Below are 14,306 nucleotides of genomic sequence, written 5' to 3'. Positions count from 1 at the left end.
TAACTTTGCTCCTCCCTATTATAATAATGGGTTTTCGTGCTTTGCCTTCAGACGTTGCCATCTCGCTTCAATTTCCTTACCAAAATCATCAAGCATTGGTTTGTTTTCTTCTTTCAGTAAGTGTTTGGTTTTACCCATGTAGGCTAACCAATCTGACAAAGGGATACGCTTTTTCTTATCTTCCGGATTGTACGTAATGGTCGTTTCCCCTTGTTCCACTTCATATAGAGGAAAGAAACATGAATTTACAGCTGCTTCCATAATAGTTTGACCAAATCTTTCCTCAGACTTCCAGTTTAATGGGCAAGTAATTAAGATCTTTCCATAAACCGTTCCCACGTTTTGGGCATACCACTGAGCTTTTGCCGCTTTTTTAATCAAGTCTTGTGGAAATGCTTCCGTACCAGTAAACACATACGGAATATTTGTAGAAGCCATTATTTGTGCTGTATCTTTATGATGGAATGCCTTTCCTTGCTGTGCTTTCCCTACATTGGTTGTGCTCGTCATATGACCCATTGGAGTAGAATATGACATTTGTGACCCAGTATTCATATACCCTTCATTATCATACTCAAGCATAATTAGTTTATGATTTCTTAGGGCCGTTCCAATTGCAGAACCCATACCAATGTCCATCCCACCATCACCAGTAATCATCACATATGTGACATCATCTGAAACCGGTACTTCTCCTCTTTCCTTTAACTCTAAAAATGCTTCAAGTGTACCTGATAGAGTTGCAGGGCCATTTTGGAATAAATTATGAATCATGGTTTGCTTATGTGATGAATGTGGATATGCAGTTGTGACAACATATGCACAGCCTGTTTGGAATAAAACCACCACATCTCCTTCTATCCCTTTAAAGAATAGCTCGAGTCCTGGGAAGATGCCACAACCAGGACACGCACCATGTCCTGATGCTAGTCTCTTTGGCTTTGTGGTCAAAGCACGTAAAGGCGGAATTTTCACCTTAAGCTTTTTCGTTTCTTCATCTTGTTTCACTTCAATTAATCCCGTTTTAAATGCATCACCATACTGAGGTTCAATAACTGGTTTCAGCACATGTTCAACTTCACCAGGTACATGGCCATAATAATCAAACGCCTTTTCAACATAGCCTTTTTCCTTTGCATCAAGTGCAAGTTTAAAGAACTCCGCCGCATCATCCGCGTAAAAATCCTTGCCTCCAAGTCCGAACACACGACTTAATACAAGGGTTTGATTTTCTTTATCCTCCTGTAAAGCAGATTTCACCTCATGAGTAAGGTTTGGTCCGTTTGCACCATATGAATCTGCTCGTTCCCCAATAAGGAGTGCTTTTATATTTTTCAGTGCCACACGAATCTGTTCAGATGGAAATGGCCGAATAATATTCGGACTGATTACTCCAGCTTTTATTCCTTTAGCGCGGAGCTGGTCTACGACATCCTTTGCAGATTCTGCCGCAGAATTTAATAAGAATAAAGCAACTTCTGCATCCTCCATTCCGTACAGGTCAAGAACGGGATATTCCCTACCTGAAATTTTTTTGTACTGCTCTGCTACCTCTTTAAAAACATCGCCTGCCGCATACATTGCTTCGGATTGCTGGAAATGATTGTTTAATAGATCATCACCATTCATATGAGCTCCGATCGTGACTGGTTTTTTCGGATCTCGAGCAAAATGATACTCAGTTGGGCATTCTCCTACAAAATCTTGTACTACTTTTCGATCTTTAAAATAGTTTACCTTACGCTTTTGATGAGAAGTAAAGAAGCCATCATAAGCGACAATCACCGGTAATCTAACCTTGGAATGCTCAGCTATTTTTAGAGCCATTATGTTCATATCGTATACTGCCTGAGGCGTTCTTGCCGTTAATATCACCCAACCCGTATTTAACGCAAAATATAAATCAGAGTGATCTCCTCTTATATCTAACGGTCCACTAATAGATCTAGTAACCAGATTCATAACCATCGGGAATCTGGTGCCAGATTGTACCGGGAGCTGTTCAAGCATATACATTAATCCATTTGCGCTTGTAGCATTAAACACACGTGCACCTGTCACAGCTGCTCCGTAACAAATACCCGCAGAACCATGCTCTCCATCCGCTGCAATCAATTTAATATTATGCTCTCCACGAGCTTTCATCTGATCTAAATACTGTGCCACCTCTGTTGATGGGGTAATCGGAAAGTATCCCATTAAATGATAGTTGATTTGAGCTGCTGCCATTGCGGCCATTTCATTCCCAGATTCAAATGTAGCTAATTGTTCAGGCAAACCCATTGCTTGTAATTCTTTTTCTAAAGTTGCCATTACCTTACACCCCCTACAAATGGAAAATATTGTTTTACTGAATGTTCTTTTGCATAACCAATCATTTCTCGAAGGTCATTTAATGCTTCTGTCGGACAAGCCTCCACACACTTCAAGCAACCTTTACAATATTGATAGTCAATCCCCTTAAGGAAGGTCTGTTTTCGGCCTCGTTTATCTTCTCCTTCTTCCCAAACGAAGCAGTAGTCAGGACAAACTGTATCGCAAGCAGCGCAATTGATACATTTTTCTTGGTGGAATTCTGGAACAAACCCTTGTCTAGAGCCACTTAAATCCTTCAAAATACTATTCGCTTGAGAAATCATTACTCCCCCAATAGCCTGTGTGTTATATCCAAGCTGGGGTACAGGTCTAGTAAAGGATCTTCCTTCTGCGTGTTCTGGTACCTCGTAAGTTTTGAATTGCACATCATTGTATCCACGATCAAATGTACGAATATTCGGTTCAACTAAGTGTGGATATTTCTTTTCAAACGTTTTTCGAATCACATCCCTCATGGAATCAGGATTTAAAAAACTACATATGCGGAATAAGGCACCTAGCATAGCAGTATTTACTTTTGTCTTTTCTTCTACGGCAATGCCAAGTGCATCAACGATGGCCAATGTACCATAGTTTAGTTTCAAGTCTTTTTTTACGTCATCAAAACCTCTTGTTGAATTAACCAATACAATACCGTCACCAGTTAAACCACTTACCACATCAACCGTTTTATATAAAGCCTCATGAAAAACCCCAATTACATGAGGCTGCTCTATTGGACTATGGTCTCTAATGGCGACTTCAGCATCGCAAAACCGGATAAAGCTTTTTACTGGTGATCCTTTCTTTTCTGATCCATAAGAAGAAAAGTTTGAACCATTCAATCCGTGCCCAAGCACCCCAGATTCAGCTAACATTTTTCCGGCTAAGTTCGCACCTAATCCTCCGATAGATTCCAATCGGATTTCAAAAAAACCTAACTCATTTTTAACAGGTAAAATTGACATAAGCTCCCCCCAAAACGAAATGTAATTGTTTAAATTTTAAGGCAATGGGCCATTTTACGCTGTGATAAATATCAAACAATTGCTATATTTTTATGAAACAGCTACATTTTTTTATGATATTTCCTCTATAATTAAGAGAAAACCGTTATATAACAGAAAAAACAATGTACTATTACAGAAGTGGAAGCAGGTTGGCAAAAAGTGTCAGGTTTTATGACTAGAAAAAGAGGGTAAGAAATAGTAGACTTTCGGAAGGAGGATAAGATGAAAAAACGAGACTACTACTTTGATAATGCAAAATTTATTTTAATCTTTTTTGTTGTGTTTGGTCACTTAATCCAATCGTTCATTCAAGACCACCATACGGTCTATACTATATACAAAACGATATACACCTTTCATATGCCAGCTTTCATTCTTATCTCAGGCTACTTTGCTAAAGGATTTCAGAAGGAAGGCTATTTGCGGAAAATTTCCTTTAAACTAATTATTCCTTATTTAATTTTCCAACTAATCTATTCGGTTTTCTATTTCTTCTTAGATTCAAAAGAGACTTTTGTTGTGGACCCCTTTGATCCCCATTGGTCACTTTGGTTCTTAATTAGTCTTTTCTTTTGGAATCTATTTTTGTTTATTTTTACTAAAGTGGATAGAAAAATCGCTCTTACAATGGCTGTTATACTCAGTTTACTAGTTGGATATCTAGATTGGATGACGAATTATTTAAGTCTCTCAAGGACATTTGTATTTTTTCCACTCTTCTTACTTGGGTTTTATTTAAAAAAGGACCATTTTAAAATACTTACAAGTGCACCGTTCCGAGCAGCATCATTTATTCTATTTGCTATCGTCTTCACAGGTTTTTATGTAGCACCTGATATGAACTATCAATGGCTATTTGGATCAAAACCCTACGAGGCATTAGGCGCAGAGATCTATACTGCACCTATCATGAGGTTTGGGCTTCTTTTGCTTAGTTCTTTACTGGTTCTAGCCTTTTTCTCACTCATTCCTAGAAGGCAATTATTCTTTACTCCCTTTGGAAAGAATACCCTTTATGTCTATTTGCTTCATGGATTTATTGTTCAGCCGTTTCGACATAGCGAAGTACAAGAATATTTCTATAATATGGAAACCTTCTTTCTACTTCTATTAATTTCTTTTGTTATTACAGTGTTGCTCTCAAGCAAGCTTTTTACGACCTTTGCACAGCCTTTAATCGAACTAAAGATGTCACGCATGAAGAAATCCTTTATAAGATTTCAGCAATATATAGAAAAAAGGAAGCTCAGTCATTAAGACTTCGGCTTCCTTTTTTGTATGTGTATGTATGTTATGTTTTCCCTTCTCTATATTTGGAGAAAATATGATAAAATAGAATGATTGCATAAAGAAAGACAAAGGAGCAAACGATGAAAGTTATTGCAGCAACACTTAACGCAAAATTTATTCATACCAATATCGCCATACGCTATCTAAAAGCTTATGCTGAGCCTGAATTTCAAGTTGATCTTTCTGAATATACGATTAAGGATCCAACCATGAATATAGTATCTGACCTTATCCAAAAAAAGCCAGATGTGATTGGATTTAGCTGTTATATATGGAATATTGAAGAAACAATAAAAGTTATTAGTATGATCAAGAAAATCAATCCATTGATTCAAATTGTTGTAGGTGGTCCCGAAGTAACTTATGATGTGATGGAATGGATGGAAAAAGTACCACAATTTGATTTTATTGTGATTGGCGAAGGCGAACAAACGTTTAAAAATCTTCTTCAGCAGCTAGACTCTGAGAAAGATTATCATCAAGTGGCTGGGATTTCCTATCGTACAGAAGGAGGAGAAATCAAACTAAATCCACAGCGTCATAAGCTCGATTTACGTGAACTTCCTTCTCCATACCGTTTTAAAGAGGATATTGAACACCTAGGAAAACGAGTGTCATATATTGAAACTAGCCGAGGATGTCCTTTCAGTTGCCAATTTTGCCTTTCTTCAATAGAAGTAGGTGTACGTTATTTTGATCGGGAAAAAATCAAAGAAGATATACGTTATTTAATGAAAAATGGTGCAAAAACGATTAAGTTTGTTGACCGTACCTTTAACATTAGCCGTAGTTATGCTCTAGAAATGTTCCGTTTTCTTATAGACGAACATTTACCCGGCACAGTTTTTCAATTCGAAATTACTGCTGATATCATGCGACCTGAAGTTATCGAATTTCTAAACCAAGAAGCACCTCCAGGCTTATTCCGCTTTGAAATTGGTGTTCAATCTACAAATGATTATACAAATGAGCTTGTGATGAGAAAACAAAACTTTGAGAAGCTTACTCGTACCGTAACGATGGTTAAAGAAGGCAAGAAGATTGATCAGCATCTTGACTTAATTGCGGGGCTCCCTGAAGAAGATTATGATACATTCAAAAAGACCTTTAATGATGTATTTGAAATGAGACCTGAGGAACTACAATTAGGATTCTTAAAAATGCTAAGAGGTACTGGCTTGCGTTTAAGAGCGGCAGATCATCAATATATTTATATGGACCAGTCACCTTATGAAATATTAGGTAATAATGTGTTATCCTTTGATGATATTATTAAAATTAAGCAAGTTGAAGACGTACTTGAGAAGTATTGGAATGATCATCGTATGGATCATACGATTGAATATTTAGTTACGAACTCCTTCTCTTCTCCCTTTGAATTTTTCCAACAATTTGGATCTTATTGGGAAGATAGAGGGTGGTCTAGAATAGGTCACCAGCTTGAAGATTTATTTAAGCGCTTGTTTGACTTTATCAAATCCATAAATCTTCCTGACCAAGATATCATCTTAAGCTTAATGAAAATAGATTATTTGGAAAATGCAAAATTTAAACCACGAAAATCCTGGTGGGAAGATCGGCTTGAGAAGGATGAGAGATCCGCGCTATACCACATGTTTCTTGAGGAGCCTCGCCTATTAGGAGATAATTTTGCTGCTTTAGGGATTAAAGAGAAGGAGCTTTACAAGCATTCCATTGTAGAAGACCTTTCTTTTGACTATCAAGAATATATGCAAACAGGAGTATTTTTACGAGGTAACACTAGTCTGTTAGCATACTTTGAACCCACTAAGCAACAATCACTACTATTCGGAACAAAAAAATGATAAGAAAAACTAAGGAGGGCTTTTAGCACCTCCTTAGTTTTTCTTATTTTTCTTTTTCTTACTGCCTTGCTTTTTATCACTATTCATAAGTGGGACTTCATAATGTTTTGCTGCATTAATATCACCAAACTCACTTCCAAATTCAACATTTGGTGTTTGTTTTTTATTTTTCATTAGGATCTACCTTTTCTTCCTTGTTTTGAGTTTCGATTAAATCCCTTCATCGTGTTCTCTTCAGAAGTGAATTCTGCTGAGAATTCAGATTCATTTACATTTTTCTTAGGTGTTTTGCTATATTTTACGGCAGCATCTCGTTCTGCTTTTCTTTTTGCCATTTTTCATTCCTCCTTAATGGAATTACATATATGTTTCACTCTTCTTTCATGTTTCAGTCTTCCTTTTTTTGTCTTCATTTTCTACTAATAAAAAACCAATGAAAACAAACTATAAAAGTAAAAAGGAATGAATGCTATGAGTAAAAAGAGAAAAAAGTTGGAAGAAAATTATTCAATTGACGGGACATTACCACATCAAATAAATTCTCCTGACTTCAAGGGAACAGGCATAACCATTCAACCACCATTTATTAACTCTCAAGGGGTTATTATCGGAGATAGCCAATATGCTTCACCTAATTCGCCATTAGAACAATGGAGTGAGGATACGGATCCAGCCATTATGTCTGGAGAAGAATGGGTACATCCGACAAATGATATTGGTTGGAATACAAGTGAAAATAGAGACCTTGTAGAAAGTAAGAAAAAACCAAAGGGATACCCTTTTATGCACCCAACAAAAGATGTTAGCCACGGAAAAGATTAATACCATTTTTCCCTTAAATACGAAAACTTACCACTTATGTAATGAAGTCAATGCTTGCATACTACTCATACAGAGATCATTTCTCTGTATTTACTAAAAAAGGAGCTGAGATTATGGCAAGAAATAGTAATAAGCTTTTGGTTCCAGGAGTGGAGCAATTTTTAGATCAAGTTAAATACGAAATCGCTCAAGAATTCGGCGTTACGTTAAGTGGAGATACAGTATCAAGAGGTAACGGGTCAGTTGGTGGAGAAATTACAAAGCGACTTGTAAAACAAGCACAGGCACAAATGTCAGGTCGTAATTTATAAAAAATTTCATATTAATGGCAAAAAAGCCTCCGCATTATTTGCGGGGCTTTTCTTCTTTATTACCGTGAACTTGTTTATTATTCTTTACTTCTTGTTTTTTTGCTGAGTTACTATTTTGTTGAGCTGTTTGATTTTCTACTTTTTTTTGTTGCCCAGGATTGTTATTTTTTGAGTTGGCATTCCCTGAATTTTGTTTTTTTAATTCTTCTTCTTTTTTCACATTTGGATTGGCATTTCCATTATGATTCCTTACAGGAGTATCTGTTGAATTATTATTTGGGTTTGTCACGCTAGGAGCTGGTGTTTCTATTGATGACTCTTCCTGTTTTATTTTATCTTCTTTCTTTTCCTTTGCTTTCTCTTTTGCTTGCTGAGCTTTGTATTTACCAACAGAAACACCTTGTTCTTTTGCCTCTTTTCTTTCTTCAGGAGTTGCTTGAACATCGGCAATTTCCACTTCGGTTTCTTTCTTTAAGGAATCAATCACTTGATGAAGTTTTTCCTCTGTTTTGTTGACTTGAGTACCAGCCAAGGCCGTCCCAACAACGATTTCCTGCGTATCTGAATTTACTACCTGGTTTTCAATGCTAGTTAAGATTGCAGATGATACTGTATCAACTTGTTGGTTTTCCCAATCAATGTCAGCAATAACTTCTTTACCGCTCTCGTTATAAGCTATCACGTCTATTACTTCTAGATCTTTATTTACAGCAAGTTCGATGCTTGATTCTCCATCAATCGACATGTACGCATACACTTCGTTATCCACTTTTGATGGAATAAAGGTAAATAAAAGTAGGAGAGATGCCGCGACAAGTATGCCTGCTGTTCTTTTATGAAAAACTTTGCTCCATCCGTTGGAAGAGCTTTTTTTCTCTACCGGTACAAAGGAAATTTCTTGTCCTATTTGATAATTCCTACTTTGGTTACGTGCCTTTAAAAATTCACCTTCGGGGGTTAATAATGTTAAAAAACGATCATTAACTTCCATTATGATTCCTTGTTTCACGTTTCCAACACCCCTTTGACATAATCCTTTAAATATAAATAGTCATTCATTAAGATAATAGATATAGCAATAATATATTTTCGATTCCGTTCAATCGTCTTCCTGCTAACACTTACAGAATCTTCAATTTGTTTGATTGGGAGTCTCTTTTTTTCTACTAAAATTTGCTTGATTTCTTCGTTAGAAACAATTTCTTTTGCGACAAGCATCGCATTTTTTCTTGCATCTGCATGCTTAGGAGAATTCTCTACTAAATCTTTAAAAGATAGATCAAACTCTGTTAGTAGCTTTGAAAAATGGATAATTTCTTGTCTTCTTAACTCTTCGTCTGTTTGCTTATGATATTCCTCAAGTGACATATTTGCTTCAAGACTAGACTGGGAAACCTCATCCTCATTTTCTTCAAAACCATTTGCATCCATTGAAAGATTTTGATGCTTAATTTGCTGCCGGATATAATCAATCACTCGTCTTTTTATGATAACTTCTGCAAAACTAAGCAGGGAGCTGCCTTTATCTGAACTATACTTTTGTATTGCTTCATTAAATGCAATTAAACCAATGCTAAATTCATCGTCTGTTTCACTTATATATCTTTTACAAACGGAAGATACCGTCTTGGCAATAAAGGGTTTATATTGATGAATAAGTTCATTTTGAAGTCCTTGATTTCCATTTTGAATGGCAAAAACAGTCTCTTCTAATGTACGTTTTTTCTTTTTTGGTAAAAATAATAAACCTAACAACAGCTTCACCTCACTTATCACCATATATCATACGATACTTTGCTGGGATTTTTAAGGGTAAGCTTTTGGAAAAAAGAGAGCCATTTAAATAATGGCCTCTTTTTATGAAAAAATATTAGTTCTTGCCGTTTCCTTTTTGTTCACTCGCATTTGATTTTTCCTGATTATTCGACTTATTTCCTTGTTGCTTTTCAGCTTTTTTCTCCTGCTTTACCACTTGCTTCTCAGCTTTCTTTTGAGCTTGATCAATCTTTACTTGGTTTGTTACCTTTGCAGCTGGAGCAGGAGTCGTTACTAGCTCATTATTTTCTTCAACAACTTCCTCGGTAGTTGGTTCGTCTACAACTGTTAAATCTGTTTCTTCAGTTGTTGTTTCACCATCTTCAGTCTCAACTGGAGTCACTTCTTCACTTTCTTCTTCAGAAGCTTTTTCTTCAAGTTTAGCCATTTTTTTAGCTAATTTCTCATAACTTTTTTCAATATTCTTTTTTAGAGAAGCTTTAGCTACTGGATTTTTCACTTTTTCCATAGCCGCTGTTAGAGCGATAATATTTTGAGAAATTTGCTTTTCAATTTCGTCCGTTTCTTCAATTACTACATCATTCTCAATTATTTCAATCGTTGCATCCACATCTTCTGTCGCTTCTGTAGGATCAACCTCATCTTCTGTTACCTCAGTTGCATCTGTATTCTCACTAACTGTCTCTTCCGCAACAGATAGGTTTTCTAAAGCTTTCTCCATTACAGCCAAAGCCTCTTCCTCTTGACCTTCTGAGAATAACGCTTCTGCTTCTGCTAATCTTTCTGTTGCAAATTCAGCTAGTAATTTTGCTTCCTCTACATCATCAAAAGTTAAGATTAACTGAATTTTTTCTAACGCTGTTTTTGCAAAATAGAAGAAATCTCCTGGTAATAGCACTGGCACTTCTTCTTCGTTTGTATTTTCATCAACGAGTGCGTCATCTAAAGAAATAACTTCCTCGTTTGTATTTGTTTCTTCAATTGTAACTGTTTGATCGACCACTTGAGATTCTGTATTCTCATTTTCATCTGCAAATGCTTTGGATGTTGTCAATGAAAGTGAACCTGCTAAAACAATGGCAAAGGTTCCTTTTATAATTTTGTTTATATCAAAGATTGTATGTTTGTTCATTTCATTCACCTCAGTTGTGTTGTAAGAAGCGGCCGCTATCTTCTAGTCACTAAATACCTACGAGCAATAAGTGAATGCTTTGGGGGTGTAAAAGTAGAAAAAACAAAAAAAGTTCTAACAAAAAGTTAGAACTTCACTTTTGGTACCTTTGCTCTTAAAATTATGTATCTGATTATGAAACCTATAAGCAAACCAGGCACCAAAAAAATCATAGGAAGAAAGATTGGTCCAAATAAAATACCAAAAAGCTTTACTTTTTTTGATAACATCAATCCGACCGTAACAAAATATGCTCCGAAGGCAAAAGGAAGATAAGAATATTCCTCCGTTTCTGGCATTGCAGATCGATATGCATCCCACATAGCGAACATATAAAGACAAGGGTAAAACATCAGCCATTGATAATCAAGTACTGCAAATGCTTGATCAATCTCCCATAAGAAACTCAACATTATGGCCTCATTAAAATTACTCATTACATTAACAACAAACTCTAATAGTACAAAAAGTACCCCTTTTATGTAGCTTCCCCTAAGAAGCTGACTAAATCCAGGCAACGCAATACTCCACAATACAGCTTCTAACTTCCCTTGTTTTTTCATCCTAATCACCAGCTACTTTTCATTACTTATAGGTTGTACGAAATATAGAAGAATTATCACTTGAACTTGCAAGACTTTTCCTACATTTTTCGACATTAGGCAATATTTCCATTACTCTTCGTCCTTCCACTATCAAACAAGCAATAAACTACTGGGATAACAAATAACGTTAAGAAGGTCGAGCTGATTAATCCACCAATCACCGTAATTCCCATAGGCTGATTTATTTCTGTACCATCACCTATACCAAGCGCGAGCGGAATAAGTCCCAAAATGGTTGTCAGAGCGGTCATAAGAATTGGACGAAATCGTTCTTTTACAGATATGACAATTGCTTCTGTTGTTTCCATTCCATGATTTTTCTTTTGATTGATATAGTCTATTATTACAATTGCATTATTAACGACGATACCTGCTAGAACAATCACTCCGATGATAACGGTCAAACTAATTGGCGTTTTTGTAATGGACAGAGCTAGGGCAACTCCTATAACCATTAAAGGAACCGTAAACATAATTACAAGCGGATATTTCAAGGACTCAAATTGCGCTGCCATAACGAGATATACAAACGTAATTGCCAAAACTAACGCTAATATCAATTGATCTAACGCACTATCAAGTAATTCACGATCCCCACTAAAAACAACTTCTGATTCATCTGCTAGTTTCAGGTTTGCTATCTCTCGATCCACTTTTCTTGAAATAAAACCGAGATTTGTCGTATCTTTATACTTTACTGTGAATTGAACAGCAGCCTGTTGGTTAATTCTTTCTATTTTAACAGGCCCATTTCCACGGTTAATATTGGTAACATCTCCTAACTCAATATAGTTTCCAGCAGGATTTTTAATTAGCAGTCCTTTTATGTTTTTCATACTTTGGCTTACGCTTTTATCATATTCAACAATTATTCGATAGATTTCTGAGTCGTCATCTACTATCTGAGTAGCAACACTCCCACGAGTCACGTTATTTACAATCATCGCAACAGCAGCTGGTGTTAAGCCTTGCTTTAATGCTTCCTTTCGATTCACAGTGATCTGAATTTCTTCCAATTTTTCCATTAAGTCTGTTGTAACCTCATTTACTTCATTCAGTTTGTTCAACCTTGTATAGATTTTACCAACCGATTCTTCTAGCCTCTCCTCTTTCGTATCCAGGACGCTAAATGTAAGGGTATTGGGGTTCGACCCAGCCGTTGACTGCATATTAAATGATAGTTCAGCGCTTTTATTAGTGGACTTTGCTGCCTCTTCGATTGATTCCTTTATATCATCCGCAAATTGAAAGATGGAGCGAGAACGTTCTTTAAGCGGTTTCATTTTTACGTACATCTCTGCTTCATTCGCGTTTCTTGATCCTCTGAAGGATCCCTCCTGTGTTGTTCCAATTAGACTTACATATGTCTCAACATCCGATTCCTTTTTAAGCTCTTTTTCAATGGAAGTTAGTACTTTTTCTGTTTCTGACAACGCCATTCCATTACCTAACTTGACACGTATGGTAAAAAACCCCTCATCCGTCTTCGGCAAAAACTGCATACCAACAGTTGTTAAACTATACCCTCCTCCAACTAATAGCAAAGTCGAAATGATTAAAACAAATATTCGATTGTTTAAACACCATCTTACTCCCCTTTCAAGCCGAAGAAGAACATAGGAACTTTGTCTTTCCTTCTCAGCATTATGTATAGAAACCTTTAGTAACTTACTAGCTAGCATAGGAACTACAGTTAACGATACTAACAACGAGGCTATTAAGCTAAACGAAATGGTCACAGCAAATTCTTTAAAAAGCTCTCCAATAATTCCTGTAATAAAAACAACTGGTAGAAAGACAGCAACTGTTGTAAGAGTCGAAGCAGTGATGGCTCCACCTACCTCTTGTGAGCCAACACGAGCCGCTTCCTTTGCGTTCTTGCCCATTGCCAAGTGACGATTAATATTTTCAATGACCACGATGGAGTTATCTACCAACATTCCAATCCCTAATGCTAGTCCTCCAAGAGTCATAATATTAAGCGTATAATCTGAAAAATACATTAATACAAAGGTGAAAATAACCGAATACGGAATTGAAACGCCAATAATCAGTGGACTTTTTACATTTTTTAAAAAGAAAAAAAGAACTACCATTGCAAATAGGCCACCAAGGAGTAAGGAAGTTGTTATGTTTCCAATGGCTTGTTTTATGTATTCCCCTTGATCAAATATAATATCTGACTGAATATCTTGATATTTTTCCTTATTCAACAGGTTCTTTAATTCTTGAACAAATGCTTTAGATACTTCTGCGGTATTCGCATCAGATTGCTGAAGAACACTAAGAAGCACAGAAGGATTTTCATTAGTGCGGGTAATGGTACGATCATCCCGGTTTTCTAGTTTTACATTACTTACATCACGTAACCGGATCTCATCACCCGTTAAAGGATTCATTGAGACTGTTAAATTTTTTAATGTATCTATGGAATCAAGGGTGGATATAATTCTAGTTGTTAATTGCTTACCTTCAGTTAAAATAGGGTTACCCGGCATCGAAATATTATTGGCCTGAATCAAATCGACTATATCGCTTTGACTTAATGAGTATGCCTTTAATTTTTCCTGATCAAGTTCAACCTTTACTTCCTTTTCGGATGTTCCAGATAAATTTACGCTCGCAACTCCATCCACTTTTGTTAACTCCAGTTCTAATTCCTGGGCTAAGTGTCTCAACATCTCCTCATCTTCATCCGCACTTAACGATAGTTGAATTACTGGAAACTGCGAAGGGTCAAATTTTAAGAACCTAGGCTTTTCTGCATCGTCTGGAAGTGTTGTTAAATCAATGCGTTGAATAATTTCATCCTGAATTTCATCAATATGTGTCGTCCAAGCAAATTGAAGAAGGATAAAGTTTGCGTCTTCCTGTGAGGTTGAAGTGAGCGTTTTTATACCGGGGAGAGTGGCTAAGTTACTCTCCAATGGTTTTGTTATTTTTTCTACAATCTCCTCAGGACTTGCACCTGGATAATTCGTTACAACCACACCTACAGGAGGTTTTATCTCTGGTATTAACTTTAATGGGATATTCACTAGCGAAACAATTCCAAGAATCAGCACTAAGAACATCGTGACAATTGTAAAGACTGGTCTATTTATAGCATATTCGCTAATCTTCATTCCACGCTAACTCCT

At 36.4% G+C, this 14,306-nt stretch carries 13 protein-coding genes; 4 read left to right on the top strand and 9 right to left on the bottom strand.

The window, feature by feature from the left end:
* Positions 1-18: 18 nt before the first annotated feature.
* Together ACVBAX_RS04505 and ACVBAX_RS04500 are read right to left on the bottom strand one after the other, a co-directional pair.
* The gene (locus tag ACVBAX_RS04505; RefSeq protein ID WP_447116063.1) at positions 19-2,313 is read right to left on the bottom strand and encodes a thiamine pyrophosphate-dependent enzyme; all 2,295 of its coding nucleotides are present in this window, start codon (positions 2,311-2,313) and stop codon (positions 19-21) included.
* Entirely contained in the window at positions 2,313-3,323 is a 1,011-nt protein-coding gene (locus ACVBAX_RS04500; protein WP_430773713.1) for a 2-oxoacid:acceptor oxidoreductase family protein, read from the bottom strand. Before ACVBAX_RS04500 ends, ACVBAX_RS04505 begins: the two co-directional genes overlap by 1 nt.
* Before the next feature lie 264 nt (positions 3,324-3,587).
* Between ACVBAX_RS04500 and ACVBAX_RS04495 the strand changes: the two genes are divergently transcribed.
* Together ACVBAX_RS04495 and ACVBAX_RS04490 are read left to right on the top strand one after the other, a co-directional pair.
* Complete coding sequence (locus ACVBAX_RS04495; protein WP_447116062.1) at positions 3,588-4,622, top strand: acyltransferase family protein; 1,035 nt, start codon at positions 3,588-3,590, stop codon at positions 4,620-4,622.
* Between the two features lie 113 nt (positions 4,623-4,735).
* On the top strand, positions 4,736-6,481 hold the full coding sequence (locus ACVBAX_RS04490; protein WP_447116061.1) for a B12-binding domain-containing radical SAM protein: 1,746 nt from the start codon (positions 4,736-4,738) through the stop codon (positions 6,479-6,481).
* A 33-nt stretch (positions 6,482-6,514) separates the two neighbouring features.
* On the opposite strand, the gene ACVBAX_RS04485 is transcribed toward ACVBAX_RS04490, so the two are convergent.
* Positions 6,515-6,655 carry a hypothetical protein gene (locus tag ACVBAX_RS04485; RefSeq protein WP_430773710.1) on the bottom strand — a complete coding sequence of 47 codons (141 nt, stop codon included), beginning with the start codon at positions 6,653-6,655 and terminating at the stop codon, positions 6,515-6,517.
* Positions 6,655-6,816 carry a hypothetical protein gene (locus ACVBAX_RS04480; protein ID WP_430773709.1) on the bottom strand — a complete coding sequence of 54 codons (162 nt, stop codon included), beginning with the start codon at positions 6,814-6,816 and terminating at the stop codon, positions 6,655-6,657. Before ACVBAX_RS04480 ends, ACVBAX_RS04485 begins: the two co-directional genes overlap by 1 nt.
* 136 nt (positions 6,817-6,952) lie before the next feature.
* On the opposite strand from ACVBAX_RS04480, the gene ACVBAX_RS04475 reads away from it, so the two are divergent.
* Together ACVBAX_RS04475 and ACVBAX_RS04470 are read left to right on the top strand one after the other, a co-directional pair.
* Positions 6,953-7,303, top strand: a complete 351-nt coding sequence (locus ACVBAX_RS04475; RefSeq protein ID WP_430773708.1) for a DUF3905 domain-containing protein — start codon at positions 6,953-6,955, stop codon at positions 7,301-7,303.
* A 113-nt stretch (positions 7,304-7,416) separates the two neighbouring features.
* Positions 7,417-7,614: a small, acid-soluble spore protein, alpha/beta type gene (locus ACVBAX_RS04470; RefSeq protein ID WP_430773707.1), complete on the top strand. Its 198-nt coding sequence runs from the start codon at positions 7,417-7,419 to the stop codon at positions 7,612-7,614.
* A 34-nt stretch (positions 7,615-7,648) separates the two neighbouring features.
* Here the strand turns inward: ACVBAX_RS04470 and ACVBAX_RS04465 are convergent, their stop codons facing one another.
* The 5 genes from ACVBAX_RS04465 to ACVBAX_RS04445 all read right to left on the bottom strand — a co-directional run bounded on the left by ACVBAX_RS04465 (position 7,649) and on the right by ACVBAX_RS04445 (position 14,291).
* Positions 7,649-8,623: an anti-sigma factor domain-containing protein gene (locus tag ACVBAX_RS04465; protein WP_447116060.1), complete on the bottom strand. Its 975-nt coding sequence runs from the start codon at positions 8,621-8,623 to the stop codon at positions 7,649-7,651.
* A complete protein-coding gene (gene sigI, locus ACVBAX_RS04460) occupies positions 8,620-9,378 on the bottom strand; it encodes an RNA polymerase sigma factor SigI (RefSeq protein WP_447116059.1) in 759 nt (252 codons plus the stop codon). The genes ACVBAX_RS04465 and sigI overlap by 4 nt, the downstream gene beginning before the upstream one ends.
* Positions 9,379-9,484: 106 nt before the next feature.
* Positions 9,485-10,522, bottom strand: coding sequence for a DUF5667 domain-containing protein (locus tag ACVBAX_RS04455; RefSeq protein ID WP_447116058.1), 1,038 nt, complete (start codon positions 10,520-10,522; stop codon positions 9,485-9,487).
* 125 nt (positions 10,523-10,647) lie between these two features.
* On the bottom strand, positions 10,648-11,124 hold the full coding sequence (locus tag ACVBAX_RS04450; protein ID WP_447116057.1) for a hypothetical protein: 477 nt from the start codon (positions 11,122-11,124) through the stop codon (positions 10,648-10,650).
* 95 nt (positions 11,125-11,219) lie between these two features.
* Positions 11,220-14,291 (bottom strand): efflux RND transporter permease subunit, encoded by a 3,072-nt coding sequence (locus ACVBAX_RS04445; protein WP_447116056.1) that lies wholly within the window; start codon positions 14,289-14,291, stop codon positions 11,220-11,222.
* Positions 14,292-14,306: the final 15 nt, after the last annotated feature.

The sequence above is a fragment of the Robertmurraya sp. GLU-23 genome (genome assembly GCF_052983275.1).
The sequence above is the reverse complement of the archived record's forward strand: the minus strand, read 5'-3'. Positions and strand labels throughout refer to the sequence as shown.